The organism is Planococcus sp. SSTMD024 (genome assembly GCF_041320495.1).
Lineage (GTDB): Bacteria > Bacillota > Bacilli > Bacillales_A > Planococcaceae > Planococcus.
This window is the reverse complement of record NZ_JBGGNS010000023.1, coordinates 479,973-506,962: the sequence shown is the minus strand read 5'-3', so window position 1 is coordinate 506,962 and position 26,990 is coordinate 479,973. Positions and strand designations below refer to the sequence as shown.

Here is a 26,990-nt window from a genome sequence, read left to right as displayed (position 1 = left end):
TGGGAGATTTTTTTATTGGCTTTTATTCATTTGTATGACGCCGAAATGGAATTTCGTATTTGGGCGCACGCGCCGCTTGAAGCCGAACGCCTCAAAATCAGTCGAGCGGAAATGCGCCTTCAAGACGACGCTTTTTCTTGCGACTCGCTTCGCTTCCTCTACCCACTCGTCTGTCAGTTGGCCATGATTCGCATTATTGCGGAGCGGCGCGAAGTTTGACGCTTCGGCAATCTGTTCCGTGAACATCGGGTCCATGTAAACGACATCGAAGGAATTCTCATCAAGCCCCTTCAAATAATCGACCGCATTTTGCGGGACGACTCTGATGCGCCTCATCGATTTGTGCAGTTTCGGCATGTCCTGATAATTTTTCAAGCCTTCACCGATGATATGGGCGATGACCGGGTCGCTTTCACAACCAACCACTCTTCCGGTGTCCCCGACGACAAGTGAAGCGATGAGCGCATCACTTGCCATGCCGAGCGTGCAATCCAGATAGGCATCGCCCGGCTCGAGTCCTGAGATTTCAACGAGCGGATCGTTTCCGAGCGGCCGCTTCGAGCGGAATGCCGCCGAATTGGGATGAAAAAAGAACGGCTCGCTTTGTCCGACTGGATAAAGCTCGAGCCGTTCTTTTTTACAGACGAGAACGTCCGCAGCTAGTTCTTCGTGCAGTTTGTAGATCGGCCGCTTGTTGCGCTCGACTGCCTGCTGGCCAAGGAGCTGTGCGGTCTCTTGTGCACGGCGCTTGGTCGCATCAGTCGGCCGGTAAGCGGTCGTGACGATCGTCTTCACTGCGCTGCTTCCTCGATCGCTCGCTTCACGGCATCACGCACTTGTTCCATCTCGAAGCCTTCGATTTCCTCGCGCGGGATGAAATGCGAGAGCTGTCCGTCTTTTACGACTGCGATCGAAGGAGACGATGGCGGCACTTCCTCGAAATACTGGCGCATCTGCGCTGTCGCTTCCTTGTCTTGTCCTGCAAATACCGTTACCAAATGATCTGGTTTGTGCTCGGCGAGTTCCACTGCTTCACGTACGGCTGGGCGTGCAAGCCCTGCGGCGCATCCACAGATGGAATTGATGATCACGAGGCTCACGCCTTGTGAATTGCTCATATGTTCGTTGACGTCTTCTGCCGTCGTCAGCTCCGTGAACCCGGATTCTGTCAGTTCTTTGCGCATTGGGACGACAATGCCTTTCATGTACTCATCGTATGCGTTCATCTATCTCCCTGCTTTCTATGGTATTTTTTATGCCTTGTTTATAGATCTTCACTCATCATTCTAACTTAGTTTCGGTTTAATTTCATTGATTTGGATGCGTTTTATCGCCACCATCGGCCTAAGCACAATTAAAGAAATACACTCATACTCTGTAAGGCCTTCTAGAAGAGCTTAAGCTGAACTTGTCTGGAGCTAATAATTCTTGAAATCTGATAAGCACTCTTAAAAGTTCTGGTAAACTGAAGCTAAAAAGGAAGTGAACCGCATGAAACCGAGAATCTCTGTCATTACAATCGGTGTGGACAATCTGGAACGGTCACTGGAATTTTACCGCGACGGTTTGGGCATACCGACAGAAGGAATCGTCGGGGAAGAATTCGACAACGGCGCCGTCGCCTTTTTCGACCTTCAGCAAGGGCTGAAACTCGCCATCTGGAAACGCCAAGACATCGCCCACGAAACGAAAGTCGCGATGGGCCCGCCAAGTCCTACAGAATTCACGCTCGGCCATAACGTCAACAGCAAAGCGGAAGTCGATGCGGTGATGGCCCAGGCGGAACAGGCAGGCGCCCTTATAACCGATCCGGCCCACGATACGTTTTGGAGCGGCTATTCGGGCCATTTTCAAGATCCGGACGGCCATTTATGGGAAGTGGTATGGAATCCTGCATGGGGAGAAGTGGATTAATTCCTGTCTTAAACTAAAGGGGGATTGACATGAAATTACGCAATTTCTTTTATGAATCTTTCCTGTTCCTGCTGGTGATCGTTTCCGTTATCATTGCGCTCGTTTCCAACGAACGGTTCACTCTGGTTCACTGGGTCATCTGGGGAATTTTCTTCGTTGATTATTTCATCCGCTTTTTTGCAGCAGAACGCAAATGGGCATTTATCAAATCCCATCCGCTCGAATTGGTCGCCATCATCCCGCTGGATGCGATTTATCAGGCGGCGCGCTTTTTCATGTTTTTCCGGATGTTGAAATTATGGGGCATCCTCCCCCGCTTTTTAAAGCCTGTGTACGCCGTTTTAAAAACGAATGGCTTGGAAAAACTGCTGATTTTCGCGGTTGTTTTGATTTTTCTCGTGCCAATCCCGATGATCCTGATCGAACCCCAGATCGTTACTTACAACGATGCCATCTGGTGGGCGATTGTGACGATTACGACTGTCGGATATGGCGACATCTACCCCGAGACCGGCGTTGGGCGTTTGCTGGCTGCCGTTTTGATGTTTGTCGGAATCGGCATCATCGGAACGTTCACCAGCGCCATTTCAGCTTATTTCGCCTCTCGCAGGCGAACCGTGGAAGAAGACCCAGTGCTCGATATCGTCAATTCGATTAAGAAAATCGAAAAACTGAGCGTAGAAGATCACCAGCTTATCCAAGCTTATTTAAAGAAAAAAATGGAATGACAGGCTTTTTGAAGTTCTCACCACTAATCATAAGAAAGAGTCGGCCGCTTGTAGAGTTCACAGGCGACCGACTCTTTTTTTCGCATTCAATTCTTATTTTTTCTTATACTGCCCGTTGATATACGACAGCATATCCCCGAAACTATCGTAATGGAACCAGTCATAGCGCATTTTCTGGTCCACTTCGCCTTCGTCGCCGATATGCATGGAATTGGCGCTCAGCTGCAGGATTTCCGTATCTTCCACATCTGTTGGTTCTTCTTTAAACGCATGATCAGCAAACTTTTTCTTCACCGACTCATAAAACCTGTCGCGCTCCTCTTCTTCTTCAAATTCCCACGATTCGTATTTGCCGCGGCATAGGACTTCAATTGAATACACTTGTTTTTCAGCCATTATTCTCTCTCCTTCAAGTAAAGCGTCGTATTGCTCTTTACCTCAAGGAAGCAGGCGGGAAACATTTGTCTCTTACTTATTGTCTTTCATCGTCTGGCGGGCTTCGGTCATTTGCTTCCATACCGAGCCGCGCGCTTCTTCGCCTTGTTCGATGCGGGCAATCGCCATCTTGATCTGAAGCTTCACTTCGAACTCAGGGTCGTTTTCCGCATCTTTCAGTGCCGGAAGCGCTTTGTCTGTCCCGGTTTCATACAAGAACATCGCGGCACGCCAGCGCACGAGCTTGTTTTTGTCTTTCAATGTCTCGATCATGACCGGTTCGAACGCTTCGAATCCGAGATCGCTGATGGTGTCGCCAGCTGTGCGGCGGACCGCCCACGACTTGTCTCTCATCGCCTGTTCTGCATACGGCACGACCGCTTCGTCGTCGATGTCCCCCAGGTAGATGGCAGCTTGGCGGCGGATCGACATCTTATCGTCTTCCAACGCCTTGCCTAGCAGTGGCAAATCCTCGAGATCCGCTTCAACGAGTTGGCCGAGCAATTGGAAACGCGTTTCCCAATCGGGTGCGTCGAATTCTTCCAGTGACACTCTGCGTTTATTGATTTTGCCAGCCGCTTCATTCGATTCGGTTTTGCTCGTCAAGGATTCCAGGCGGTCATCAGGATAGGCCGCTTCGATTTCCTCGACCATGCTTTTGCCGATTTCCGCTTTTTCGCCGTAGCGGACGCCGTAATCCGCCCATTTGCGCTGGAAAATGAAGTTTTCATCGGTCGGGTCCATGACCTTGTTCATTGCCTGCACAAACCGTTCCGGCATCGCGAAGCGCTCTTCCGACTGGGAATCGAACACTTTAACTTGCAGTGGAATGCCTTTGAATTCCTGTACATGGACATACACTTCGCCGAAATGCTCATCGATCTCGAGTTCTTCCTCGGAACCATTGCCTTCGCCGAAGACGCGCCGCACATCCGCAAGAATGCCTTCCCAGTCGGATTTCGCGTTGCGTTCAACTGCAAGGAAATCCGCCACATGGTAGACGCCCTTGACGCCATCGATCTCTAAGATTTCCTGCACTTCTTTCGGTGCGCCTTCTGTCTGGTCTTTCTTGTAATTATGGCTTTTCCCGAACGGCAATTCCTGGTCGATGATCACTTTCATCGTATTCGGGCTTGGAGTCGGTTCAATCGCTAGTATTTTCAAGATAATCCCTCCTGAGTATATTACGCTTCTGCCAGTTCCTGCAGATAGCTCCACCGCTCAATTAATTCATCGTACTCGGCGGTGTAAGCATCGATTTGGTCGGTCAATTGCTGCAATCTATCAAAATCAGAGCCGGCTTTGGACATTTCTGCTTCAGCCTGTTCGATTTTCTCTTCCACTTCCGCGATTTTATCGAGTATGCCGTCATACTCCTTCTTCTCGAGGAAACTCATCTTCTTCTTTTTTTCCGGTGCCTGCGGTGCAGCTTCAACAGCCGGTGCGTCATTTGCCACAGTAGCAGCTTGCGGCTCAACTACCGGCTTTTTTTCTTTCAGCCAGTCGGTATAGAGCCCTTGGTACTCATCGACCGTTCCGCTACCGAGCGTCCATAGCTTTTTCGCGATTCGGTCGAGGAAAAAGCGGTCGTGGGAAATGGTCAAGACGACGCCTGGGAAGTTCTCCAAAAAGTCTTCCAGGACGGATAAGGTCTGGATGTCCAAATCATTCGTCGGCTCATCGAGCAACAGGATATTCGGTTTTTCCATCAACAATTTCAGCAAGTACAAGCGCTTGCGCTCGCCTCCTGACAATTTGCCGATCAAAGTGCCGTGGGCATTCGATGGGAACAAGAAGCGTTCGAGCATTTGAGTCGCAGACAAGCGCACGCCTTTTTCCGCTTCGAAATCGCTCGATACTTCCTGGATGTATTCGATCATGCGCTGGGATTCGTCCATTTCCGGCAAACGTTGTGTGAAATGCGCAATTTTGACGGTGCTGCCGTAATCCAACGTGCCGCTGTTCGCCTCCAAGTCACCGGCGATCAATTTCATGAGCGTCGATTTCCCTGCGCCGTTCGGGCCGACGATGCCGATGCGGTCGCCGCCTTGCAGGAGGAAGTCGAACGAATGGAAAATTCGATGGTCGCCGTATGAAACGGCCAAGTTTTTCCCTTCGATGATTTTCTTGCCGAGCCGCTGGCTTTGCATGGACAACTCAAGGCTCGTGTTATCGGACGTCGATTGAAGGTCTTCCGATAACTGGTCAAAGCGCTGGATGCGCGCTTTTTGCTTTGTGCTCCGGGCTTTCGCGCCGCGGCGGATCCATTTCAGTTCAGAGCGGAAACGGTTGTGCATCTTCTGTTTCGTCGCTTCGGCCATTTCTTCGCGCACGGCTTTCGCTTCCAGGTAATCGCCATAGTTTCCTTTATGCGTGTACATTGTCTGATCCGCCAGTTCAAAAATATGCGTTGAGACAGCGTCGAGGAAGTAGCGGTCATGCGTCACAAACAGCATCGCGCTGTTCATACGCAACAGCGTTTCCTGCAGCCATTCGGTAGAGCCTGCGTCCAAATGGTTGGTCGGCTCATCCAAGAGGATCAAGTCGGCCGGTTCGATCAAGGCTTTTGCGAGCGCCACGCGTTTGCGCTGGCCGCCGGACAATTCGCTGATCTGCTGGTCGTACATATCGATGCCAAGCTTGGTCAACGCCGTTTTGGCCAAAGCGTTGATATCCCAGGCATTTTCGCGTTCCATGCCTTCCTGGATTTTCATCAACTCTTCCTGTAATTGTTCAGATCCGGAGTCGGCGATCATGTTCTGCAGCGCTTTTTCGTAAGAGCGGTTAAGCGCGAGCAGCGGCGAGTCGCCGGAGAAAACCGTCTCGAGGACGGTCAGCGATTCGTCGAATTCCGGCTCCTGCATCAAATAAGTAATCCGGTATTTTTTTGGATGGTCCATTTCCATGGTGTCGGATTCGAGATCCCCGGCCAGGATCGACAGAAGTGTCGACTTGCCGGTGCCGTTGACGCCGATCAATCCGGCGCGCTCTCCCGGGTACAGCGAAAATTCAACATTGGTGAAGAGGGTTTTGACCCCCACTGATTTGCTTAAGTTTGTTACGTGTAAGTGGCTCATTTTTTCCCATCCGTTTCGTTTTGTAGTTGCTCTAGAAAGGATAGCATAAATCGGTGGCGTTCTTCAGCCATTTGCTTTCCGCTATCCGTCACCATAAGCTCTTTCAAGAGCAAAAGCTTCTCGTAAAAATGCGTCACGGTGCTCGTATCGCCATTCCGGTATTCGCTTTCGGTCATGGACGTGCGTGCTTGTTCACCCCGGTCATATAGTTTACGGCCTTTTGCGCCGCCGTATGCAAAGGCCCGCGCAATGCCGATGGCGCCAATGGCATCGAGCCGGTCGGCATCATGGACAATTCTGCCTTCGATCGATTCCGGTTCCTCGTTCGTGCCGCCTTTGAAGGAGACGGTCCGGATGATCGAGCGGATGTCGCTGCGCTCTTTGTCTGATAGCCCGAGCTCTCGGAGGATTTCTTGTTCCGGGTCTTCGCCTGCTTTTTTGTATTTTGGGTCGGAGACGTCATGCAACAGGACAGCAAGCTCGATCATCGCCTGATCGCCGCCTTCCGCCTGTGCAATATAGCGGGCGTTCTCCAGGACCCGTTCGATGTGCTGCCAGTCGTGGCTCGCATCGAACTGTTCATAGATGCTTTTTACTTTCGTGCGGCAGTCCGCTAATATTTGGGGATTCATGCATTCTCTCCTTTAAGGTGTCGTGTTTCCATTATAACGTGAAATGGGCTGAAACGGCGTCCCGGCGCCATGTTGACCTTATATGCACCATCATGTATAGTTAAGCCATCCATTGGCTCTACGGCTAAGGGTTTGACAATCTGAATATTAGGGGGAAGGTCCATGCACCACGGAATTGTGAAATGGTTCAATTCAGAAAAAGGCTATGGCTTTATCGAATGTGACAACGGTGATGATGTTTTCGTCCATTTTACCGGCATCCAAGGTGATGGTTTCCGATCGCTGCAAGAAGGCGCAGCCGTCTCGTTCGATATCATCGACGGCAATCGCGGGCCGCAAGCAGCAAACGTTGTGCAGGACCAACCGTAAAAATTGAAACAGCAAAAGACCCAGGAATTTTTTCCTGGGTCTTCTTTTTTATGGAATCAAGCCCATGTATAGGTCTGGCCCCAGCTTTCACGGGCCAATCGTTCGACTTGCTCCACATCGCTTTCCTCTACCATATACGTGTCGCCTTGTTCGTATGGGTTGTAATGGAATGCATACATCCTGGCGACAAATTGATGGAATGGCAGGGATGATTCGCCCTCGAGTTCGCCTTTTCCGGTGACACTCGTTTCGATTCCCTGCCCCCAGTTCTGGCCGCTGTCATTGTTCGGGTTATAGAAGTAGATGCGGTATTCCTCATCTGGATCTTCCGCCACGCGCTGTATGGATACCGCATGGAGCCCGAGCAATTTGCCGTGCACATTGGTGATGTAAATGCCGACAGGGTTCGGGTAGATCATTTCATGGCCTTCGTTATACTCCGGATGATGCGTCGCATAGAACAAGCGGACGAAAGCGTCGTAATCCGTCACAAAGCCTGTCAGCGGATCGATGATATTGGCGAATCCGCGAGGGATCCATTCCCCGTAGAATTCGGGATTGACCCACTTATGGCCGTCTTCGCCGCGCAAGAAAGTTTTCTTCATCATTTCGTTATAGATTTTATCGAGATGCGGAACGAGCACGCTCGACACAGGATCCAATTCGTGGTGGATTTCTGCAGCGACGCCGTCTTCAATAACGTTCGAATGTACTTCTTCGCCTTCAAAAATCATGTCGATATCGTTTTCCCGCACTGCGCGCGCCACGTAATCGAGCAATTGCGAGATGCCGTGCTGCGCCCATAAGCTGATGGCGCGTGCCGATTGGCAAGTCGGGTTCAAGCCCTGGCCGATGCCGAGCGGCTGGCCAAGAACTGAAATGACACCCCCAACGAGCACGCCATTTCCGGAAAGCCCGCCTTTGCGGAATTCAGGCCGCAAAATCCGTTTTTTCACTTCCGGGCGGATGTCGATATCAAATAGCCTCCGGATGCCCGGGATGATCGGATCCTGTGTCAATACGCCGCGGTCAAGCATGCGGGACAAGCCATACACGACGCGGCTCGTCTGCGGGTAGACCGCAAAGTGGATCATGTCCTGGACCAATTCCTGATTGGCGTTGAAGCTGGCCACACCCATTTCGGATAAATCCAGGAATGACGGGATGAGTTCCGGTTTGCTTCTATTGATAAAACGCAGGTAGATCGCCGCAATCGGTGCCACGAGCCCCGTTTTGTTCATGGAGGCCGCAAATTCATGCGCTTCCTGCTTGAGCGCTTCGTCATCTGCGTCGACCAATTTTTTGCGGTAGGCTTTCAAGTCCGGTTCTTGTGCACTTAACGCAGTAGGCGCAGTGACCGCCTTCTCGAAATAATGCAAAGTTTCTTTCGTCTGGCTATCGATGTCTTCATCGACCATCTGCGTTGCCGCATCAATCATCGAGACGATGCGGTCGACCATGATCGGCCGCTGTACCGTCAGCCGCTCGATCTCTTCAACAAGTTTTTGCGCAACCGCCCGGTAGGACAGTTTGTCGCCAAGAAAGCGGAAAAGGCGTTCCCCTCTTTCAAGATGCGCCCCGCCGCCTTCAACCCGTGCTTCTTCGGTCTCCGCCGGAAACAACAGATCCAAATTCAAAGCCAATACTTCATTTAAGAAAGCGCTGGCTTCTTCTGGCGTCACTTTTTCATGACTGTACTGCGCTTCCGAAATCGACAGCATGCGCAGCTCGCTCATCAATTCCACCACTGAATTGAGCCCTTTGACGTGAAGCGACCCGCCGACAAACGCCGGCTCCAGGTTCTCCGCTTCCGCCCATGGCCCCCCGTTGAATACGCCGGCTTTGTCGAAATCAGCCGCATAATCATACAGCATCGCCAATCCTTCGTCGGTTTCTGCCAGTTCCGTCGCTAGCTGGAATACTTCCGTTTGGTACATGCTCTTTGCAAACGGTTTTGCCTCTTCAAGCGTACGGAGGGCTTGCCCGAATTTTTCTTTTAATGTAGATGCTTCAGTCGCCATTGATAAACCCCCAGATTTTTAATGGTAGAAATCGTAGTTCTCGTACGTTTTCAGCAAGTCTTCCATGCGCTCGCTATCGTCCCCAAAGAAGAACAGTGTACCGTAATGGTTGCCGAATCCGACGCGTTCCGCCACTTTCGAAGTGACCGGAATGAACAAATCGTGCTTTTCAAAATAAGGATCGTTCTTCAACTCTGCCGGGACGTCCAATTTCTCGATCAACCGAACACGCGGATACACCATCAAGCTGCCGGCATAGCCTGTAGCCGAGCTGACTTCTTCCGGGAAAAATTCTTCTAGTTCTTCAGCCGTCGTATCCGGGTCGCTGCACAAGATCTGTGCCTGGAAGGCGTTGAATCCATATGCACGTTCGATCAAATCAAAGATATGGCCGCCAGGAACGCGCGCTGCCACTTCCCCGAAATTCAATGTGCCGTCGTGGGAAATGAAGTATTCCGGGTGGATGACGCCGTATTTGATCTCGAACGAGTCGATCAGCTTTTGGATTTGTTCTTTGATTTGAGGGCGCCATTCTTCGAGTGCCGGGGAGGCCGGCACAAAATTGGAATGCCCGAGTTTGACGTATTCCGTAATATTGAGGAATTTAATTTCCCCGTCATGAACGAACACTTCGCAGGAAAACTCCTGCCCGTCCAAATGGCTCTCCATCAGATAAGGGAACTCCTGCACTTCGATTTTGTCGATATCGTTGGCGTCCTGGATCATCATATGGCCAACTGTGCCAGCCTTGTTCAACGGCTTGATGTGGATCGGGTCATTGGTATCCCCGTCTATTTTGATCAATGCGTCATTGACGCGCTTCAAGAAGCGATGGATGTCATCTTTTGAATACGCTTCTTCGAATACGCCGACTTTAATGCCCGACATTTGCGCTTTGCGTTTCATCAAGCCTTTGTCACGCAGCAAGAGCGAGCGGTTGAATATACGCGGGTCATCCAAAAAGCGTGCATTCAAAACCCCGGCCCACTCCACCGTCTCTTCATAAATCGGGACTGACAGCTTGACATCCATTTCCTTTAACCGCTCGTATAATTCATCCGATCCTTCGTTTAAGCGGTCGAAATCCCATGGAATGAAGGGAATATCGTGTTCTTTCGCGAAACTGGCAAAATCCGGCGGCCCGACAACGACAAATGGCCTGTTCAATTTATCCATCGCTTCGATCGCCGGAATGCTCCAGCCCAAAATAGCAGTCTTTTTTGATGCGGTGTTCATTTCTGTCATAAATCTGCTCCTCCCTTTCGCAATATTTTCATTATACAGTTTATTATTGCCTAATCAAACCCCGATAAACATCGATGAATGTACACGTGCCGGTGTTCAAATCAAAAAAAGCCCCCTATGGAGAAACGAATATTCCTTCATAGGGGGTATACGGGGTTACTTGCTTCCCGTGCCGATCTTATTCAATTCCTGCCCCAAAAACTGCAATTGGGTGCCGACTGTGCATTCGCTGATGCAAAAGCGGTGCGCCGCTGTTTTTCCTTCGTCCTTGCGGAGTTGGGCTTTGACAAAGCAGCCTTCACAATACGTGTTTAGCATTTCATCGATTTCGTTGATGATGGATACTTTCTTCATTCGGGTCCCTCCGCAAAATGTCATTCTATTATTCTACTATGAATTTGTTTTTTTCTGCAACAATCGGTATACTGGCTTGGGACATTTTCGTCCTTTAGCGGTTCGAAACTTCCCGCTCTACCAAAACTAAGGAGGAAGCAGTTTGTTTAATGAATTTTTAGGGCTCGGCTTCGCCCTGTTCAATTTTGTGTTATTGCTTATCATGTACAAAGTGTTCGGCAAGACCGGGCTGTTCGCCTGGGTCGCGTTCGCCACCATCCTGGCGAATATCCAAGTGACAAAAACGATCGAGATTATCGGCTTGACCGCAACGCTCGGCAATAGCTTATACGCCTCGACTTTTCTCGCAACCGATATCCTCAATGAAAAATACGGCAGAAAAGAAGCAAAAAAAGCCGTATGGCTCGGCTTTTCCTCGCTTTTGATCATGGTTGTGACGATGCAGTTCGGCCTTCAATTCATCCCGGCGGAAAGCGATTTTGCACACGAAGCACTCCAGACGGTCTTCGGGTTGGTGCCGCAAATTGCCATCGCCAGCATGATCGCCTATTTGCTCGCACAGCATATCGACGTCATCGTTTTTTCTGCCTTGCGGAAAATTTTCCCGAAAGACAGCCAGTTCTGGATCCGCAACAACGGCTCGACCTTGCTCAGCCAATTAATCGATACTTTGATCTTCACATCGATCGCTTTTTTCGGTGTCTTTCCATTCGATGTCTGGATTCAGATCTTTATCTCGACTTACGTCCTGAAATTTATCGTGTCGGTGCTGGATACGCCGTTCGGTTATATCGCGAAGAAAATCCGCCCGCTCGATGAACAGGAGGCTGTGCGATGATTGAATTGTTCGTGGACGCATCGACGGCCGGCGGTGTCAACGTCAGCGCGGTCGGCGTGTTTTTGAGAGGCGAAGGGCATTCCATTAAATGGAGTGAATACGTCGGCGAAATGGATAATCACCAGGCCGAATTCACGGCGCTGTTAAAAGGCCTTGAACTTGCTCGCCCGCTCACGACCGGCATGGTGTCCATCAAATCAGATTCAAAGCTCGTTGTCGACGCCTTCGAAAAACGCTTCGTCAAAAATCCGCTCTACAAGAAGCTGCTCGAGGAATCCTTATCGATTGCGGACGGATTCGATTATTGCTTCATCAAATGGATTCCGGATTCCCAGAACAAAGCGGCTCATGCCCTTGCCAACGACAAACTGAAAGAACATAAATAAGGAAAGCAGCCGTTCGACTTTGAGCGGCTGCTTTTTACTTTGGGCATGCCAGTCACAGGCGATTCTGATATGATGGTGTCATACTGATTTACTGGAGGCTATTTATGAGATCGAAATTAGGAACCGCACTCGATATTTTCATCATCCTGATCGGCCCATTCATCATCTACGCTCGCATCGTGGACATCATACAAAACGGCGTATCGCTTTATCCGCTATTGTCGGTGATTATCGTCGGACTTGCACTCGCTTTCGCCGTCTACAATTTGGTCCAGCTGTTGAAAGAAAGGCAAAACAGCACTCCGCACAAAAAATAGCAGAAATGAGGATCTCCCTTGAAAATGCTTTTATTGTATCTCATTCCATTAATCGTTTATGCATTGATGAATAACCTGGTTAATCACAGCTTCAGCTGGCCCCAATACTTGATTCTGTTGTTCGCTTTTCTGGCGTTCCAGCTCGGCCGGCTGCGCTATCCGAAAAACGAAGTGCCGCCTGCTGCAAAAGTGACACAGGCCGTCTTTTACGTTTTGACGGTCGCCATCATTTTCCGCGATAAGTATTTGGACGCTGGGCTGGTCAATTTGATGATCGTCCTCGTGGCAGTGTTTGTCATCGTCGAATGGGTCATCGCCAAGCCGCAGCAAAAAACAAATGCATAACTGCAAAAACGTGAAAACGCGAACCCCGGGTCTTGGGCTTCGCGTTTTCCTATGCATTTCGTTAAATTACATACCACAGGATGAACAGCGCGACCGCGATGCTGATCCACGTGATGATGCGGACCAAATTGCGTTTTTTTCGCAGCTCTTCTTGTTCTTTGACATCCTTTAGTAACGGCATGTTCCGCCCTCCTTGCTGTTTTTCATTTCCCAACGCTTCCTGCTTCGATTATGATGAATAAAAAGGAGGTTTTCAAGTTGAAAAAATGGCTTTTTCCCGGGATTCTTGCAGCAGCTCTTGCCGGATGCAGCAATGCGCCGGCAAATCCCGATGAAGCGACCGCGCCTGCAGATGTGATCGCCACAGACCTTGAAGCCCCTTGGTCAATCAACAAGCAAGGAGATGCTTTCTATATATCGGAACGCCCTGGAACCGTCGCTTACATCGATGGCGATGGAAATATGGAACGCCAGGATGTCAATTTCTCTTCGCCTTTGTCTTCGGCTTCCGAAGCCGGATTTCTCGGATTCGTGCTGAAGCCGGACTTCGATAACTCACAGGAAGCTTACGGCTATTATGTTTACGAAGACAATGGCAATGCCTATAATAAAATTGCGGAATTCCGGTTGGATGGCGGAAGTTGGTCGGAAACGGCCGTTCTCCTGTCAGGTATTCCGACAGGCAAGGTCCATCACGGCGGCAGGTTAGAATTCAGTGAAGACGGCACGCTCTATGCGACGATTGGAGACGCATCCGAACCGGACCTTGCGCAAGACCCTGCTTCAGTCAACGGCAAGATTCTGCGCCTCAACGAATTCAATGAATTTGAAATCTATTCGCTCGGCCATCGCAACCCTCAAGGCATAGCCTGGGATGAGGGGATAATGTACGCCTCCGAACATGGCCAATCCGCGAACGACGAAATCAACATTATCGAACAAGATGCCAATTATGGCTGGCCCGATATCGAAGGGGAAGAAACCGCTGAGGGGTTGGAAGCGCCGCTTGTCACGAGTGGCGCAAATGATACCTGGGCACCGAGCGGGATCGACTTTCACGATGGAGCATTATACATCGCGGCTCTTCGCGGGACAGCGATCAAAGTGCTGGATCCGGAGTCGGCAGAAATCACCGATTCCATAGAAGGCTACGGGCGCATCCGCGACGTTCATTCGGACGGCGACAACTTGTATTTCATCACGAATAACACCGATGGCCGCGGCACCCCGACAGAAGGCGACGACAAACTGTATATTTTAAACGAACGCTAAAAAGCGGAGACCAGGGTCTCCGCTTTTTTCTGCTTTTCTAGAAAGGTAAGAAGCCGTATTTTCCGAAGCTTGTCGCACGACTCCAAATACTTGGACAGGACATTGATTTTGATATATTGAATAGGTAATCTCCTTTTGATTCATAGCCGATCACAGACTTCTTCAACACTTTTTTTCATTACTACAGCTTCAGCACCATCAACAATTCATCGATGTAACGGCCGTCCGCCTTTTGGGCATTCGGCGTGATGCCGATGCGCTGAAAGCCGAACCGTTCGTAAAAGCGAATCGCGCGCGGATTGGCGGAATTGACGGCCAGTTCAAGCTGCTCAAGCCCATAGCATTCGCTCGCATACGCCAGCAAATGATCAAATAGTACTGGCGCAACGCCTCTCCCCCTCGTTTCTTCCGCTGCATAGACGGCCAACACTTCAGCTCGGTGGCTGGTCTTCTTCCCCGTCAACCTGCGAAGCGTCATCATAGCGAGCAAACGCCCCTCGTCGTACGCACCGAATGTGATGGCGGCAGGATTGGCGAGATTGTTAGCGGTCGCACTCACCGGCCTTTGGCTCGCTTCGTTGAAGTCAGTCGAAAATGCATCGGCATCTGTCTGCAATGCCGTCAAGCGAAGTTCCCGGTACTGCTCAGCATCTTCTGGTTTTAATCGCCGGTAGTCCATGGCATTCATCCTTTCTTTAACGGAATTCCTGGACGACACGCCCTTTTCCATCGTCAACACGGACAACCGCGTGCGCCCCGTTGACCAAAGTCACTTGCGGCGGCTGATGGCCGATGTCCGCATCATAGACGACGGGAACTTTTAATTGCTCCGCCAGTTCCTGATACACCATCTCTGAGGTATAAGCTTGCACAGCATCGTTCGCTTCGCTTCTGCCGAAAACGATACCTGAACAATTATCGAACCAGCCCGCATACTTCATCTGCAGTAAACTGCGCTTTAAGTCCGGCGTATTCATTTCACAGTTTTCCAAAAACCAGACAATCGGCTCATTCGGAATGAATTTTTTCCGGAAGCTTTCCACATCGCCATATGGTGTGCCGATCAAGTGCCGGATCACGTCAATGCATCCGCCAAGAAGACGGCCTTGCAGTTGTTCTGCGTGTCCCGAAGCCGTTTTCCAAACGGTCCGCTCGGTTAAATTGAAGACACTCGGAGACGGCTTGTCATGGCTCCAATGTTTCTGGTATTTGTCCGACGAAACTTGCTTAATAGCTGCACCTTTCGTTGAAGACAACACATCGACCCAGCGCGCAGTGGTCGGATCGGTTTCACTGCCGCGCAAATCGACGATATTGGTGCCATGCGCTGTCGCGATTCCCGTATTTAATGTGATCGCCAATGACAGCAAGCTGACGTCTGAATACCCAAGAAGCCATTTCGGTGTAAATTTCTGAAAATCCAGATGCTCCAACACTTCCAATAACAACTCCCCGCCCCACGGCGGGATGATGGCGTCGACTGTGGAATCACGCCAAATGCTGATGAGTTCTTTCGCGCGGACAGCTGCAGGCGATGATTTGGCTTCCTTTTGGCTCCAAGCGTTTGGTGTGGCCTTAACTAAAAAGCCTTGCTTTTCCATCTGGGCAATCGCCCCGTCAAGCAAATGATGGAGTTCTTCAGGCACCCCTGAAGAAGGTGCCATGACGCCAATGGTTTTCAATGGTCTATCGGGGTAGCGGATCATCGTCTTTCCTCCTTACCAATTGATATAATTGAACAATACATACACGATCCCAAGCAGTAAAGCAGCTCCAAGCCCCGTTAAGACGACATGGACCAATCCGTCCACCAAGAGATTCGGCTGCTTGTCGAGACGCTTGCCTTTAAACTGTGAGAAATCCGGCGGCGTTTCTTTCAAATTGCGTTGCTGTATGGACAGGTCATTTTCCTCGAATTGCTTGCTCATATATAAACACTCCTATAATTTAACATTTTTAAATTATTTTACTTTTTACAATTATACTAAAAACTCCGGCAAGAGAACATGCTAGTTTTTTGCATCATATCCTATATTTTGGCTATAGCCTGATTTTTCGGGTATAGAGTGTAGGTAGTCTTATTTTAAGGAGGAAGTGGAAATGAAAACACTCGTAATCGGAGCAAACGGCAAAATCGGCCAGCACTTGGTGCGCCTGCTTGCGAAACATCCCAGACACACAGTGAAAGCGATGATCCGCAAACCGGAACAGCGCCCATTTTTTGAAGATCTCCAAGCGGAAACAGTCGTAGCAAGCCTCGAAGGAAGCGTAGCGGAACTGCAAAAAGCGATGGCTGACTGCGACGCGGTGGTCTTCACTGCCGGCAGCGGCGCTGCGACCGGTGCAGACAAAACGATGACCGTCGATTTGGACGGCGCAGCAAAAGCGGTAGAAGCCGCAGAACTGGCCGGCATCGATCGCTTTATCATGGTCAGCGCCATCCATGCCGATGACCGCTCCCATTGGACCAAGGAAATGACGCCGTACTATATCGCCAAATACCACGCCGATCGCATCTTGCAATCGAGCAGCTTGGCGTATACGATCGTCCGGCCCGGCTTATTGACCGACGATCCGGGAACAGGAAAAATTGCGGCGGCTGGGAAACTCGATGTCGGCAGCATTCCAAGAGAAGACGTCGCAGCTGTCATCGTCGCGTGTCTCGAATCCAACGATCTCACAGACAAAGTCTTCGAGCTGACCTCAGGCGACAGCCAAATCGAAGACGCCTTGAACCATATTTGATGAAACAAAAAAGCAGGTGAAGAGTTTCTCTTCACCTGCTTCAGAGTGTTGAATAAGTCTAAAATCTATTAATCCTTTAAAAAAGTGACTGCGTTTTGACAGTTAAAAATCAAAAATCTAGCTTAGTATTTGGAGAAGCGTTTGCTCGTAAACCCTTCTGCTCAATAATGCTGCGCATTACTTCGCAAAGATAAGGTCTCACGTAGTTCGACCTCATCTTTCCTGTGGGAGCAGCGAAGCGACGGGTTTGAGAGACCCCGCAGGCAATGAATGAGCGAAGCTATGCTGAGCACATTCATTTGCGACGCATCTGCTTGCAAATCTTTTTTGCGATGCCCGAACATCGTGAGGGTTGAGCAGATGTGGGAGCACAAGGGTTTTCGATAGCGGCTGAGGAGGCTCGATTCCCGCTACACGGAGTCGTGCGATAAGCTTCGGAAAATACGACTTCTTACCTTTCTCGACAGCCTGAAGCAGGTGAAGAGTTTCTCTTCACCTGCCTTATTCATGCTTTTGTATAATCATGGCCTTTCCAATTGCGGTAGCCGATCACCACTTGGAAAACGAAAGCGATCGAACAGACCACGATGGCGATATAGCCGAGCATCGTAATCGGCTGCATCAAAATCGACTGGACGACCAGCAACAGCATCAAAGCCGCGATTCCGAAATTGACGATATAGGGTTTATCGTAGAATTTCTTCGATGCGATCCCGACAAAAACCGCCACCCCGATAATTGCGATAAATAACAAGATGTCCATTGAATTCCATCCTTTTTTGAAAGATTAACTCATTTACTAAAACTAACTATAGCATAATTTGAATCCAGAAAGCGGCTCGCTTTCGGCTGAATCGACAGGCAAAAACCCCCAATCCACAAATTTCGGATTGGGGGTTTGGCTCAATGCGCTTTCAATTCCGCAACAAGCTTCCGGTAATAGTCGAAATCAAATTCAACGCTTCCTTTTTTATAGAACCACAGCACGGCATCTTTGTCGCCGCGAGCGAGCATGTGTGTAATAACGGCTTTCGGGCTCGACACGTCGACACCCGCTTGGTCCGCTTCACGCAATTTCGCCAGCATTTCCTGTTTCGTAGCCAATTGGGCTTCCCCCTTTTTCATTGCGGCAGTTCCCTCAAGTCAAGCAATACCGGCAAGTCATGAAAATCCGGTCGTTCCATCAACTGGATCAAGCCCGATGCCGTGTCTTCCGGACTGCTCAGTTTGCCGCTGCGCTTATAATCGCGGAAATGCTCGATTTGCGGAAAATCGGCTTCTCCGCTTTCCCGGATTTTCTCTTGCATGCCGGTATCGATGATGCCCGGCGCGACCGAAATCGCTTTAAGGTTTTCATATTCAGCATCCAGGCATGTTGTGTAATGATCAAGACCCGCTTTGCCGGCGCAATAGGCACTCCAGCCTTTGACCTGTTTTCTGCCGGCACCTGATGAGATGTTGACGATGCGGCGGGTTTCAAAAGTTTCTGTCTCACGTAAAAAAGCGGATGACAGGCTCATCGGCGCCGTCAAGTTCAAGGTGATGCTCTTCGCGATATCCTCTCCATCGTTCGTGGCGGCAAAGCCGATCGGTTCGACCGTGCCGGCGTTGTTGACCAAAGTGACCGCTTCGGTATCAACTGAAATATCTTTTGCCGCTCGCGACATGACACGTGAAATCCCTGCGATATCGGTCAAATCATGGGTGATGAACAGGGCACCCGTCCAATCTTCAGGTTCCGTGCGGGCGATGCCGATCACTTGATGGCCGGACGCTGCCAATTGCTTGCTGAGTGCGAGGCCGATTCCTTTCGAAGCTCCGGTAATGATAAATGTTTCCATCCTTACACCTCCACTCCATTTTTCTCATACATCACTTCGCCTGCGACAACCGTCATTTCCACTTCGGCGTTAAGCAATTGCTCTTCGGGCCCTTCGAACAAATCGAGGTCGAACACGGTGAAATCAGCATCAAACCCTTCTTTGATCAAGCCGCGGCGATGTTCCATGCAAATGGCTTGCGCACTGCCATACGTATACAGGCGGATCGCTTCGAAGCGGCTAAGTTTTTGTTCAGGCAAATAGCCTTCGTGCGTCTCTTCGGGCTTTCTGCGTGCGACAGCCGCAAACAAGCCTTGGCGCGGGTCGACTTCTTCAATCGGCGCATCGGATCCGCCAGCACAGATGATGCCTTCATCCAATAGCGTCTTCCAAGCATACGATAACGCGAGACGGTCGTCGCCGAGCCGCTCCACTACCCACGGGAAATCCGAAGGCACAAAACTCGGCTGCAAATCAAGCGCCACGTCCAGGCGTTTCAAGCGTTCAAGCAAGTCATCTCTCAGCACCATCGCATGGATGAGCCGGTCTCGCTTGCCTTCGGGTGTCGGATGGGCTTCAATCGCATCGAGCGCTTTTTCCATCGCAAAATCCCCGATAACATGGATAGCGACCGCTTCTCCGTGTTTTCTCGCGACCGACACTAGGCGTTTCAACTCTTCATCGGAATGAATCGCCACGCCGCTCGTCGATGGGTCGTCTGTGTATGGGCGGCTAAGCAAGGCCGTTCTGCCGCCGATCGAACCGTCAGCGAATAATTTCATCGGGCCCGGATCGATGAACGGCTCCAAGTACTCGGCGTTCTCCATCATTTCCTCGAAAGCGATATGGGCCCGCAGCAAATGGGCGCGGAATTTTGTTTCCTTGCCGATTACGTTTCGGAAAGCTTGCAGCGGCCGAGAGTAATGGCCGTAATACCCCATATCTTCCGTATGGCCGCCTGTCAAACCGAGCTTGAGCAAATCATCGACCGATGCTTTCAGCGCTTTCGTCAAATAGTCGACGCTTACTTCCGGCACGACTCCGGCGACGAGATCCTGGGCTGCATCGAGCAAATACCCTGTTGGTTCGCCGTTCGTATCGCGCACAATGACGCCACCTTCCGGATCTTCGGTTTCTTTTGTGATGCCTGCGAGTTCAAGCGCGCGCGAATTGGCGAGCACCGCATGGCGGCAAACGCGTTTCAGCATCATCGGCGACTCACAGATGGCGTCGAGTTCACTGCGGTGGAAAATTTTCCGGTCCGGGAAATTGTTTTCATTCCACCCTTCACCGATAAACCATTCATCGCCGGTATGGCCTTCGGTCGAGCGGATCAATTGCTGTTTCATGTCGTCCGAACTGTCGATTTTCGATAAATCGACGCGCATCAGCTTTTCTCCGTGCTGGATCAGATGCAGGTGGCTGTCGACCAGGCCCGGGTACATGGTACGGCCGGCCAAATCAATTTCCTTATCGGCCAGTTGACGCAATTCTTCATAAGACCCTGTTTTTTCTATGCGGTCATCAGAGACCAGCACCGCTTCTACGGTCTCGCCTTCTGTTTCCATCGTATAAATTTGTCCCCCGTAAATAAGCACCTTCATCTAAAACCACTCCTTTTCTCTTTGTTCATCATAAATATATTTTTCAGTGCATTCAATAAGTTTGGCTGGAAACGGTTAAATTTTTCTGTAACCGCCCGCAGATACATGTTTCCCCATTTATGATATACTATGCACAACTTTAGAAAGCTGAGGTGAGCTCCCGGACATGGGGGACGAATTGGACAGTATATTTTATCTTTATATCGCAACCGCAAGTATTCTTTTATTTTTTACCGCTTTTTTTGTCGGGGCGGAATTCTCCATCATCCGGGTGCGCTTGTCGCGTATCGAACAAGCCTTATCTGAAGGCCGGAAAAATGCCAATTGGCTGGAAAAAATCAGCAATAACCTGGATTATTATTTATCCGTCTCGCGCTTTGGCATCGCCGTGACGGCAATCGGCCTCGGCTGGCTGTCGAAAAACATTGCCGAGTTGCCTTCCGTACAGGCAATAGCGGACAGTGCCGGATCGAATGCGGCAGGGCCGATTGCGTATATCACCGTGCTCGTGCTGGTCTTTTTCCTCCGGGCCATCATCGGGGAACTGGCGCCGAAAGCCTTCGCTGCCCAGTACGCAGAACGCGCGGCTTTCCGCCTCGCCCCTGCATTAAGTCTCGCCGGCAGTGTATTCGCACCCGTATTATGGCTGCTTAACGCAGCGGCGCGGCTGTTGTTGCGGCCGCTGGGCATCCGGACCTTGCAGCCCGAATATGGCCATTCGGAAGAAGACTTGAAGCATTTGATGCACGAGAGCTACCAGAGCGGCGAGATCAACCAGAATGAACTGGCGTATATGCAGAACATCTTTTCGTTTGACGAACGGCTGGCAAAAGACATCATGTTGCCGAGAACGCAAATGATTACCATTTCACTGGAAATGGATCATGATGAATTAATGGAAATTATTGAAGAACATCAATATACACGCTACCCTGTAACCGAAGATGGCGATAAAGACGCCATCATCGGCTTTGTCAATATCAAGGAGTTGTTGACGAGCTACACGACAGCGGGAGATCTTTCGAAAAGCTTGACGATCCACGATTTGCCATTCGTCCACGACCAGGCGCCGATCCAGGATGTGCTCTTGCGCATGCAAAGCCAGCACGTCCATATGGCGATTGTCGTCGATGAATACGGCGGGACAGCGGGCGTCATCACAATGGAAGATATTCTCGAAGAAATTGTCGGCGAAATCCGCGACGAGTTCGACCACGATGAAACCGATGATATCAAACGGATAGACCACCACAATTTCCTTGTCAACGGCCGCGTGCTGCTGTCAGAACTCGAAGCGCGCTTCCCGATCGAATTTGAAGAAAGCGAAGACATCGACACGGTCGGCGGCTGGGTACAGATGATGGACACCGACATCGCAGAAGGCGGCGTCATCGATTTGACCGACTTCCGCTTGATCGTGCGCGAGATGGAAAACCACCAAATCATCACTGTCCAATTGAACAAGAAAAACAAATCATAGAAAAAAGGCATTGCTACATAAGCAATGCCTTTTTTTATTTACTTTTTGTCTTCCAAAAGCGATTTCTCATATTCGAATTTCTTCATCAGCATTTCGCCGGTGTAGCCTTCTTCGATCAATTTCGCCAATACCGCTTTCGTCTGGTCATCGGCCGCTTCCGGATGCTCTTCGCGGTCGATTTCGACGACACTGTCCTCATCTGTGATCCAGTCGGAATAGCTGCCGACATAGAGCTTCAGTCCTTCGTGCTGTTTTTCGGCAAGCATGGCGTACAGCGCAGCCGCCGTTACGCCGCTGCCGCAGTACACGACTGCCGGTTCTTTCGGCTGCAGCAAGCCGCCGAACTCTTCGTCAGTCCGGAATGCCCCATTTGATACGAGTTGCGACCAATCGTAATTGCGGGCGCCTGGTATCCGACCGGCGACCGCATCGATCGGCTCGTTGATGCCAGCATAGCGCTCAGGAGAACGGGCATCGATCAAGACGCCCAATTCTTTGCCGTCAACGATTTGCTGGACATCTTGCCGAGTTGCAAGCACCTCATCGTTAAATTTCGGTGTTACGGTTGAAGCCGGATATGAGGTTGATTCTGTCGAGGTGGCAATGCCTTGTTGCTTCAGTTCGTCAAAGCCGACACGGCTGATATAGGCGTGTTCGAAGCCTGCATAAGTGAGCAGCCACCATGCCCGCGCGGCATAAGGAGAACCGCCCTGGTCATAGACGACGACCGAATCGGTTAATTCCAGGCCTGCTGCTCGGAACAATTGGGTCAACTGCTCTTTACTTGGCATCGGGTGGCGGCCATTTGCAGACGCCATATCGGATAAATCGTTCTCCAAATCCCAGTGGACCGCCCCTTGTACATGTTCTGCCGCAAAGCTTTCGCTTCCCCAGGCGGAATCTTTCAAGTCAAAACGCGCATCGATCCACCGGTACTTCTCTGTATCTATCGTTTCAATAAAAACAGCCATATTATCCCCTGCCTTCCATCAATTTTTCATGCAATTGCTTCCATTGCGCCAAAATTTCGCTTTGCTGCAGCAGGCTGCGCTCGGAGTCGATTTGCTCGATCGACTGGCGAAGCAAGTGCTGGCGAAGCCCTTCCGCTTCCTGTTCGATCCAAAATTCCGCCCATTCTAAAAGTGCAGTTTTTTCCTGTTCCAAATAGCGGCTGGCATCCGGTTCCATCATTCCCTGCAAGGCGTCGCGCATCGCTTCTTTTTCATTTTTCTCAAAAAAGCTCTTATTGTTTTTGTAATATGATTTAGCCGTGGAATAATCGGCATCGGTAAACGGCTGGCCGGCATCGAGCAGCTGCGCTTCCTTCACTTCATATGGAAGGAACGAAAATTCTGGATTCCAGTCCTTGAGTTTAGCCGCATCGTCTTTGAAGCGTTCCGTCAACTTCTTCTCGATAAAACGGGCAAGACGCAGATTGGTCACTCTCATTTCCTGCTGGAAATCAAACGCCGTCATTTCCCGCAAATCACGCAATGCCGTATCGAGTGCTTGCTTCGAGGATTCCCTTGCGAACAGTGATGGGTTGAATGCTTCCTTGAAGAAATCGTTGAAGCGGTAGAACACGCGCTGCTTCACGTAATACAGCAATTCGCCGAGTTCTTGGCTCGCTTCTTGCTCCAATACCGGTGCCATTGTTTCGTTATAGCGTTTGCGTACTTTCTGTTCCAATTGCTTCAATTCTTCCAGGCGCTCATCTTTTCGTTCCAGGTTCTTTTCGGTCGACTGGATCAAATTGCGGAAACGGTCCACCGTCTTCTGTTCTTCTTCCGACAGCGACTGGACCGCCATCCCTTTCAGCTCTTCTTTCAGGAAGTGCTGGAAGTTTTCCTCGAACTCCGGCATGCCGGAAATGTCGCGCTCTTTCAAGGCTTGCAGGCTCGAAACGCCAAACAGGCGCGGGAAGCGGATGCCGAAGCGCTGCAATTCATTGCCGACATAATCGATCACTGCCTGCTTTTCCTCTTCATTATTCGCCAAATCGATCGCATTGACGACAAAGAACATCTTGTCCATTTCGAAAGCGTCTTTCACGCGGCCGAGTTGAATCAAAAATTCGCGGTCCGCACGGGCAAAGGCGTGGTTGTAATATGTGATGAACAACACAGCGTCTGCATTGCGGATGTATTCGAATGCGACATTCGTGTGACGCGCATTGATGGAATCCGCACCTGGCGTGTCCACTAGGGTAACACCATTTCTGGTCAACTCGCAATCAAAATAAAAATCGATTTCCTCGACAAAACAACTGCGTTCTTCTTTGGCGACATACAGGCCGAACTCTTCGCGGTTGACGCGCAAAGTTTCCCCGAGATGCCCGCTAAAGGATTCATACCCACTCTTGAATGCCAGCAAGAACGACTTATGGATTTGCTGCTCGGTCGTTGCATCATCCGGAAGCGCATCGGTTTTCGCAAATGCTTCTTCCAGCGTCTCCACGTCTGTGCCAAAGACGGCAAACGAATTTTTAACATCCTCGGTCATCGCCGAGACGGTTTTCAATCGTACGTCAGCCGTTTCATGTGGATGGGCGTCGGTCACGGGGCGGATGCGGTTGATGGTCGCAGTCGTCGGGTTCGGGGACACCGGGAGCACCGTCTCGCCCATCAATGCATTCGAGAACGAGGATTTCCCGGCACTGAATGCACCGAACAAGGCGATGGTGAATTCCTGGCCTTCCAAACGCTTCGCTTTGCGCTTCAAATACTCAACCGTTTCCGAAAATCCACGCACCGGCTCTAGAATATCGGCGGTTTTCTTCACGCGCGACAACACTTGCTGTTCATCAAACGATGCCAGTTCATGTGTCGGGGCGGTCTCGCCACCGTCCCATTGCTGCTGTACTTCCTCTTCGAGCATCGACGGCGTGAATTCCACCATGTCTTCCGCCGACAAATGAAACGCATCTTGCCAAGCGGCTACTTGTTTTTCCGCCGCGTCCATCTGCTTCGGCAAAATGGCGGTGAAGGATTTCTTCACTTTATCGATCGCTTCGTCCATTTCCTCGAGCGTGCGGATCGCGAGCACCTTTTGTTCAAGTGACTCGGATTTCATGTCGATCTCCACACCCGCATCGTCCGGCAGTCCTTCAAAGCCTTCCTGTTGGTGGGCTTTCCAGGGATCGGTTTCCTGGATGAGCCAGCGCTGCACTTGGGCAGTCAAGCTCTTGCTGACATTGAGTACGGTATCTGCAGTCATCGTAGCCGTTTCCGGCACATTTTCTTCGACAACTTCAAACGGCAAGCCGAATTGCATGTTATCGATTTCAAGCGATTCGGTATCCGTCAACAGCCCAGCTTCGCGCAAGGAAGTTTTCATCAATTTCTTCAAATGGCCTGACATTTGCGAATCGATCGTTTTCGACAGCTTGTCTAGAAGGTCGTTTTTACGGTTTTCCCGCTCTTCTTCGGTTTTCTTGCCGCTGAACAACAAGCCCACTTTGAAACCAGGTTGGCGCGCTTCTATATAAGCACTGAGCGCATCCCTCACTTCATAAGGCATGATATTGGCGTTTTCAAGCAGCTCTTTGCGCTTCTTCTCGAAATTCAATCGCCAATTGTCATAATCCTGGACAGAACTGCGGCGCTTGATCAGTTCGTGTTCTTTTTTTAGGTCTTCGCGCGCAGCCCATTCTTCCTCCGACAAAACATTCGCGAAGGCTTCAAGCCGCTCCGCTTTTTCATCTTCCAAAAAGCCGATGTGCTCATCTTTCAATTGACGAAGTGCAGAAGCCGAAGCTTCGCCGAGATGCCCTTGCCAATTGTCCATGACGGAGGAGACGAGCTGTTTCACTTCGGGAAATTCATTGCCCGGGAAGTCGTGGACTTTTAATGAAGTGAAAAAGATGCCTTTCGGTTCTACGCCCCAAGCGGCAAAGCTATCCGCAACCGATTGCTGGAACTCCGTAAACGACATTTCGCTTTCCTGATGTTTATCGATCTGGTTGACGATCAAATACAGATCTGTGTACTTCTGCAATTCCCTTGTGAAATTGAAATTGAGCTCGGATTGCACATGGTTGTAATCCATCACATAAAACACCATATCGGCCACATGCAATGCCGATTCCGTTGACATCCTATGGGCGTCGTCCGTTGAGTCGACGCCTGGCGTATCCATCACGGTGATGCCCTCTGGCAACACGGAAGTGGAATGTCCGATATCGATTTGTGTGACGTCGCCGCTCTTGCAAAAATCCTTGACCGCCTGAAAATCATAGTTCTCAGGGAAATGCACGGGACGGTCTCCCCTGCGGTTGACAATGGCATAGTCTGTTTCTGCCTTATGGACATTGACGATGTTTGCGCTTGTCGGGATCGGGCTCGATGGCAAGAGCGTCTCGCCCGTCAAAGCGTTGATCATTGACGATTTTCCGGAGGAGAAATGGCCGGCAAAGCCGATGATGAATTGGTCTTTCAAAATCTTGCGCGCAAATAATTCCGCTTTTTCTTTGCGTTCCGTATCTTCGTTGTCCTTAAAAATCCGGTAAAGATGCGCTGTTTCGATTAATTCCTGTTTGTGGTCTGTCGCTGTCATATGTATATCTCCTTCACCGTTACTTCTATTCATCATATCATTTTTTCCAGCAGAACGAAAAACATCCTCCCATTACTGGAAGGATGTTTCTTCAGGAAAACCCGTGGATCGACATGCCGCCATCGATGAACAAGGTCTGACCGGTAATATAACCCGCTGCGTCCGACGCGAGGAACACGACAGGCGAAGCCACTTCCGGCAACTCGCCGACGCGCTTGAGCGGTGTCACGGCAAGAATCGAATCCAAGTATTCCTGATCCGACAGGAGTTTTTCCGTAAGCGGCGTACGGAAATACCATGGGCCGATCGCATTGACGCGGATGCCCCGCTCGCCCCATTCCATCGCCATCACTTTGGTCATTTGAATAATCGCCGCTTTGGAAGCCGCATAGACAACGCCCGTCTTCAGCGCCCGGTCGCCGCCGACGGAGCTGACATTGATGATCGATGCCCCTTTTTTCATATGCTTGGCCGCTTCCTGGGAAAACATGAATACGCTTTGCGCATTGGTATCCATGATGCTATGCCATTCGCTATCGGTCGCCTCATCCAGTTTCGAACGGATATTCATCCCTGCATTATTGACTAGGATGTCTATGCGGCCAAACCGCTCAACCGCCTTTTCGACTGCTGTTTGGATGTCGTTTCGGTCAGTCACATCCGCGACTGCATAGGATGTGCGATCGCCAGCCATTTCCTGCATCACTTGCTCCAGGTCGCTTTCCGTCCGTGCGACAAGCAGGACATTCGCCCCTGCTTCACCAAGTGCTAGTGCGATCGCACGCCCGATGCCTTTTCCGGCTCCGGTCACGATTGCGGTCTTGCCTTCTAAATGAAAAGATTCCAACACAAGT

Annotated in this window: 29 protein-coding genes; 10 read left to right on the top strand and 19 right to left on the bottom strand. The window is 50.5% G+C overall.

What is annotated here, in order from left to right:
- Positions 1 to 12 precede the first annotated feature (12 nt).
- Complete coding sequence (locus AB9R92_RS16855; RefSeq protein ID WP_370670568.1) at positions 13 to 795, bottom strand: class I SAM-dependent methyltransferase; 783 nt, start codon at positions 793 to 795, stop codon at positions 13 to 15.
- Complete coding sequence (locus AB9R92_RS16850; RefSeq protein ID WP_370670567.1) at positions 792 to 1,226, bottom strand: BrxA/BrxB family bacilliredoxin; 435 nt, start codon at positions 1,224 to 1,226, stop codon at positions 792 to 794. Before AB9R92_RS16850 ends, AB9R92_RS16855 begins: the two co-directional genes overlap by 4 nt.
- Before the next feature lie 265 nt (positions 1,227 to 1,491).
- Between AB9R92_RS16850 and AB9R92_RS16845 the strand changes: the two genes are divergently transcribed.
- Together AB9R92_RS16845 and AB9R92_RS16840 are read left to right on the top strand one after the other, a co-directional pair.
- Positions 1,492 to 1,914, top strand: a complete 423-nt coding sequence (locus AB9R92_RS16845; protein WP_370670566.1) for a VOC family protein — start codon at positions 1,492 to 1,494, stop codon at positions 1,912 to 1,914.
- 29 nt (positions 1,915 to 1,943) lie between these two features.
- Positions 1,944 to 2,642 (top strand): potassium channel family protein, encoded by a 699-nt coding sequence (locus AB9R92_RS16840; RefSeq protein ID WP_370670565.1) that lies wholly within the window; start codon positions 1,944 to 1,946, stop codon positions 2,640 to 2,642.
- A gap of 93 nt (positions 2,643 to 2,735) precedes the next feature.
- Here the strand turns inward: AB9R92_RS16840 and AB9R92_RS16835 are convergent, their stop codons facing one another.
- The 4 genes from AB9R92_RS16835 to AB9R92_RS16820 form a co-directional block, all read right to left on the bottom strand.
- Positions 2,736 to 3,038, bottom strand: coding sequence for a hypothetical protein (locus tag AB9R92_RS16835; RefSeq protein WP_370670564.1), 303 nt, complete (start codon positions 3,036 to 3,038; stop codon positions 2,736 to 2,738).
- 72 nt (positions 3,039 to 3,110) lie between these two features.
- Positions 3,111 to 4,241, bottom strand: coding sequence for a conserved virulence factor C family protein (locus AB9R92_RS16830; RefSeq protein WP_370670563.1), 1,131 nt, complete (start codon positions 4,239 to 4,241; stop codon positions 3,111 to 3,113).
- Between the two features lie 20 nt (positions 4,242 to 4,261).
- Complete coding sequence (locus AB9R92_RS16825) at positions 4,262 to 6,154, bottom strand: ABC-F family ATP-binding cassette domain-containing protein (protein WP_370670562.1); 1,893 nt, start codon at positions 6,152 to 6,154, stop codon at positions 4,262 to 4,264.
- Positions 6,151 to 6,786 (bottom strand): HD domain-containing protein, encoded by a 636-nt coding sequence (locus AB9R92_RS16820; protein ID WP_370670561.1) that lies wholly within the window; start codon positions 6,784 to 6,786, stop codon positions 6,151 to 6,153. Before AB9R92_RS16820 ends, AB9R92_RS16825 begins: the two co-directional genes overlap by 4 nt.
- A 162-nt stretch (positions 6,787 to 6,948) precedes the next feature.
- Here AB9R92_RS16820 and AB9R92_RS16815 point away from each other — a divergent pair, with 162 nt between their 5' ends.
- Positions 6,949 to 7,155 (top strand): cold-shock protein, encoded by a 207-nt coding sequence (locus AB9R92_RS16815; RefSeq protein ID WP_058380613.1) that lies wholly within the window; start codon positions 6,949 to 6,951, stop codon positions 7,153 to 7,155.
- Between the two features lie 56 nt (positions 7,156 to 7,211).
- Here AB9R92_RS16815 and AB9R92_RS16810 read toward each other — a convergent pair whose 3' ends face one another.
- The 3 genes from AB9R92_RS16810 to AB9R92_RS16800 all read right to left on the bottom strand — a co-directional run bounded on the left by AB9R92_RS16810 (position 7,212) and on the right by AB9R92_RS16800 (position 10,775).
- Positions 7,212 to 9,176: a hypothetical protein gene (locus AB9R92_RS16810; RefSeq protein ID WP_370670560.1), complete on the bottom strand. Its 1,965-nt coding sequence runs from the start codon at positions 9,174 to 9,176 to the stop codon at positions 7,212 to 7,214.
- An 18-nt stretch (positions 9,177 to 9,194) separates the two neighbouring features.
- Complete coding sequence (locus AB9R92_RS16805) at positions 9,195 to 10,421, bottom strand: ATP-grasp domain-containing protein (RefSeq protein ID WP_370670559.1); 1,227 nt, start codon at positions 10,419 to 10,421, stop codon at positions 9,195 to 9,197.
- Between the two features lie 156 nt (positions 10,422 to 10,577).
- Positions 10,578 to 10,775: a zinc-finger domain-containing protein gene (locus tag AB9R92_RS16800; RefSeq protein WP_370670558.1), complete on the bottom strand. Its 198-nt coding sequence runs from the start codon at positions 10,773 to 10,775 to the stop codon at positions 10,578 to 10,580.
- Positions 10,776 to 10,917: 142 nt separating this feature from the next.
- On the opposite strand from AB9R92_RS16800, the gene AB9R92_RS16795 reads away from it, so the two are divergent.
- The 5 genes from AB9R92_RS16795 to AB9R92_RS16775 all read left to right on the top strand — a co-directional run bounded on the left by AB9R92_RS16795 (position 10,918) and on the right by AB9R92_RS16775 (position 13,933).
- A complete protein-coding gene (locus tag AB9R92_RS16795; protein ID WP_370670557.1) occupies positions 10,918 to 11,613 on the top strand; it encodes a queuosine precursor transporter in 696 nt (231 codons plus the stop codon).
- Positions 11,610 to 11,999, top strand: a complete 390-nt coding sequence (locus AB9R92_RS16790; protein WP_370670556.1) for a ribonuclease HI family protein — start codon at positions 11,610 to 11,612, stop codon at positions 11,997 to 11,999. Before AB9R92_RS16795 ends, AB9R92_RS16790 begins: the two co-directional genes overlap by 4 nt.
- Before the next feature lie 104 nt (positions 12,000 to 12,103).
- Positions 12,104 to 12,316 carry a hypothetical protein gene (locus AB9R92_RS16785; protein WP_370670555.1) on the top strand — a complete coding sequence of 71 codons (213 nt, stop codon included), beginning with the start codon at positions 12,104 to 12,106 and terminating at the stop codon, positions 12,314 to 12,316.
- 24 nt (positions 12,317 to 12,340) lie between these two features.
- On the top strand, positions 12,341 to 12,661 hold the full coding sequence (locus AB9R92_RS16780) for a hypothetical protein (RefSeq protein ID WP_370670626.1): 321 nt from the start codon (positions 12,341 to 12,343) through the stop codon (positions 12,659 to 12,661).
- A gap of 258 nt (positions 12,662 to 12,919) precedes the next feature.
- Positions 12,920 to 13,933 (top strand): PQQ-dependent sugar dehydrogenase, encoded by a 1,014-nt coding sequence (locus AB9R92_RS16775; protein WP_370670554.1) that lies wholly within the window; start codon positions 12,920 to 12,922, stop codon positions 13,931 to 13,933.
- Positions 13,934 to 14,114: 181 nt separating this feature from the next.
- On the opposite strand, the gene AB9R92_RS16770 is transcribed toward AB9R92_RS16775, so the two are convergent.
- From AB9R92_RS16770 to AB9R92_RS16760, 3 genes are read right to left on the bottom strand one after another with little or no spacing between them, the layout of a single operon-like run.
- The gene (locus tag AB9R92_RS16770) at positions 14,115 to 14,612 is read right to left on the bottom strand and encodes a GNAT family N-acetyltransferase (protein WP_370670553.1); all 498 of its coding nucleotides are present in this window, start codon (positions 14,610 to 14,612) and stop codon (positions 14,115 to 14,117) included.
- A gap of 16 nt (positions 14,613 to 14,628) precedes the next feature.
- A complete protein-coding gene (locus tag AB9R92_RS16765; RefSeq protein WP_370670552.1) occupies positions 14,629 to 15,639 on the bottom strand; it encodes a S66 family peptidase in 1,011 nt (336 codons plus the stop codon).
- A gap of 12 nt (positions 15,640 to 15,651) precedes the next feature.
- Positions 15,652 to 15,861, bottom strand: coding sequence for a hypothetical protein (locus AB9R92_RS16760; RefSeq protein ID WP_370670551.1), 210 nt, complete (start codon positions 15,859 to 15,861; stop codon positions 15,652 to 15,654).
- A gap of 172 nt (positions 15,862 to 16,033) precedes the next feature.
- Here AB9R92_RS16760 and AB9R92_RS16755 point away from each other — a divergent pair, with 172 nt between their 5' ends.
- Entirely contained in the window at positions 16,034 to 16,678 is a 645-nt protein-coding gene (locus AB9R92_RS16755) for an SDR family oxidoreductase (protein WP_370670550.1), read from the top strand.
- A 505-nt stretch (positions 16,679 to 17,183) separates the two neighbouring features.
- On the opposite strand, the gene AB9R92_RS16750 is transcribed toward AB9R92_RS16755, so the two are convergent.
- The 4 genes from AB9R92_RS16750 to AB9R92_RS16735 all read right to left on the bottom strand — a co-directional run bounded on the left by AB9R92_RS16750 (position 17,184) and on the right by AB9R92_RS16735 (position 20,102).
- Positions 17,184 to 17,441 carry a hypothetical protein gene (locus AB9R92_RS16750; RefSeq protein ID WP_370670549.1) on the bottom strand — a complete coding sequence of 86 codons (258 nt, stop codon included), beginning with the start codon at positions 17,439 to 17,441 and terminating at the stop codon, positions 17,184 to 17,186.
- Between the two features lie 140 nt (positions 17,442 to 17,581).
- The gene (locus AB9R92_RS16745) at positions 17,582 to 17,782 is read right to left on the bottom strand and encodes a hypothetical protein (RefSeq protein ID WP_370670548.1); all 201 of its coding nucleotides are present in this window, start codon (positions 17,780 to 17,782) and stop codon (positions 17,582 to 17,584) included.
- Positions 17,783 to 17,799: 17 nt separating this feature from the next.
- Complete coding sequence (locus tag AB9R92_RS16740; protein WP_370670547.1) at positions 17,800 to 18,519, bottom strand: SDR family NAD(P)-dependent oxidoreductase; 720 nt, start codon at positions 18,517 to 18,519, stop codon at positions 17,800 to 17,802.
- Positions 18,520 to 18,521: 2 nt separating this feature from the next.
- Entirely contained in the window at positions 18,522 to 20,102 is a 1,581-nt protein-coding gene (locus AB9R92_RS16735) for an amidohydrolase (RefSeq protein ID WP_370670545.1), read from the bottom strand.
- Positions 20,103 to 20,268: 166 nt separating this feature from the next.
- Between AB9R92_RS16735 and AB9R92_RS16730 the strand changes: the two genes are divergently transcribed.
- Positions 20,269 to 21,582, top strand: a complete 1,314-nt coding sequence (locus AB9R92_RS16730; protein WP_370670543.1) for a hemolysin family protein — start codon at positions 20,269 to 20,271, stop codon at positions 21,580 to 21,582.
- 38 nt (positions 21,583 to 21,620) lie between these two features.
- Here the strand turns inward: AB9R92_RS16730 and AB9R92_RS16725 are convergent, their stop codons facing one another.
- The 3 genes from AB9R92_RS16725 to AB9R92_RS16715 form a co-directional block, all read right to left on the bottom strand.
- A complete protein-coding gene (locus AB9R92_RS16725; RefSeq protein ID WP_370670542.1) occupies positions 21,621 to 22,553 on the bottom strand; it encodes a sulfurtransferase in 933 nt (310 codons plus the stop codon).
- A 1-nt stretch (position 22,554) separates the two neighbouring features.
- Positions 22,555 to 26,136 (bottom strand): dynamin family protein, encoded by a 3,582-nt coding sequence (locus AB9R92_RS16720; protein WP_370670541.1) that lies wholly within the window; start codon positions 26,134 to 26,136, stop codon positions 22,555 to 22,557.
- A gap of 91 nt (positions 26,137 to 26,227) precedes the next feature.
- Positions 26,228 to 26,986, bottom strand: a complete 759-nt coding sequence (locus tag AB9R92_RS16715; protein ID WP_370670540.1) for an SDR family NAD(P)-dependent oxidoreductase — start codon at positions 26,984 to 26,986, stop codon at positions 26,228 to 26,230.
- Between the last annotated feature and the right edge of the window lie 4 nt (positions 26,987 to 26,990).

Coding starts and splice junctions, on each gene's coding strand:
- AB9R92_RS16850 (WP_370670567.1), bottom strand. CDS start 1,226: ATGAACGCATACGATGAGTACATGAAAGGCATTGTCGTCCCAATGCGC.
- AB9R92_RS16845 (WP_370670566.1), top strand. CDS start 1,492: ATGAAACCGAGAATCTCTGTCATTACAATCGGTGTGGACAATCTGGAA.
- AB9R92_RS16840 (WP_370670565.1), top strand. CDS start 1,944: ATGAAATTACGCAATTTCTTTTATGAATCTTTCCTGTTCCTGCTGGTG.
- AB9R92_RS16835 (WP_370670564.1), bottom strand. CDS start 3,038: ATGGCTGAAAAACAAGTGTATTCAATTGAAGTCCTATGCCGCGGCAAA.
- AB9R92_RS16825 (WP_370670562.1), bottom strand. CDS start 6,154: ATGAGCCACTTACACGTAACAAACTTAAGCAAATCAGTGGGGGTCAAA.
- AB9R92_RS16820 (WP_370670561.1), bottom strand. CDS start 6,786: ATGAATCCCCAAATATTAGCGGACTGCCGCACGAAAGTAAAAAGCATC.
- AB9R92_RS16815 (WP_058380613.1), top strand. CDS start 6,949: ATGCACCACGGAATTGTGAAATGGTTCAATTCAGAAAAAGGCTATGGC.
- AB9R92_RS16810 (WP_370670560.1), bottom strand. CDS start 9,176: ATGGCGACTGAAGCATCTACATTAAAAGAAAAATTCGGGCAAGCCCTC.
- AB9R92_RS16805 (WP_370670559.1), bottom strand. CDS start 10,421: ATGACAGAAATGAACACCGCATCAAAAAAGACTGCTATTTTGGGCTGG.
- AB9R92_RS16800 (WP_370670558.1), bottom strand. CDS start 10,775: ATGAAGAAAGTATCCATCATCAACGAAATCGATGAAATGCTAAACACG.
- AB9R92_RS16790 (WP_370670556.1), top strand. CDS start 11,610: ATGATTGAATTGTTCGTGGACGCATCGACGGCCGGCGGTGTCAACGTC.
- AB9R92_RS16785 (WP_370670555.1), top strand. CDS start 12,104: ATGAGATCGAAATTAGGAACCGCACTCGATATTTTCATCATCCTGATC.
- AB9R92_RS16780 (WP_370670626.1), top strand. CDS start 12,341: ATGCTTTTATTGTATCTCATTCCATTAATCGTTTATGCATTGATGAAT.
- AB9R92_RS16770 (WP_370670553.1), bottom strand. CDS start 14,612: ATGGACTACCGGCGATTAAAACCAGAAGATGCTGAGCAGTACCGGGAA.
- AB9R92_RS16765 (WP_370670552.1), bottom strand. CDS start 15,639: ATGATCCGCTACCCCGATAGACCATTGAAAACCATTGGCGTCATGGCA.
- AB9R92_RS16760 (WP_370670551.1), bottom strand. CDS start 15,861: ATGAGCAAGCAATTCGAGGAAAATGACCTGTCCATACAGCAACGCAAT.
- AB9R92_RS16755 (WP_370670550.1), top strand. CDS start 16,034: ATGAAAACACTCGTAATCGGAGCAAACGGCAAAATCGGCCAGCACTTG.
- AB9R92_RS16750 (WP_370670549.1), bottom strand. CDS start 17,441: ATGGACATCTTGTTATTTATCGCAATTATCGGGGTGGCGGTTTTTGTC.
- AB9R92_RS16740 (WP_370670547.1), bottom strand. CDS start 18,519: ATGGAAACATTTATCATTACCGGAGCTTCGAAAGGAATCGGCCTCGCA.
- AB9R92_RS16735 (WP_370670545.1), bottom strand. CDS start 20,102: ATGAAGGTGCTTATTTACGGGGGACAAATTTATACGATGGAAACAGAA.
- AB9R92_RS16730 (WP_370670543.1), top strand. CDS start 20,269: ATGGGGGACGAATTGGACAGTATATTTTATCTTTATATCGCAACCGCA.
- AB9R92_RS16725 (WP_370670542.1), bottom strand. CDS start 22,553: ATGGCTGTTTTTATTGAAACGATAGATACAGAGAAGTACCGGTGGATC.
- AB9R92_RS16720 (WP_370670541.1), bottom strand. CDS start 26,136: ATGACAGCGACAGACCACAAACAGGAATTAATCGAAACAGCGCATCTT.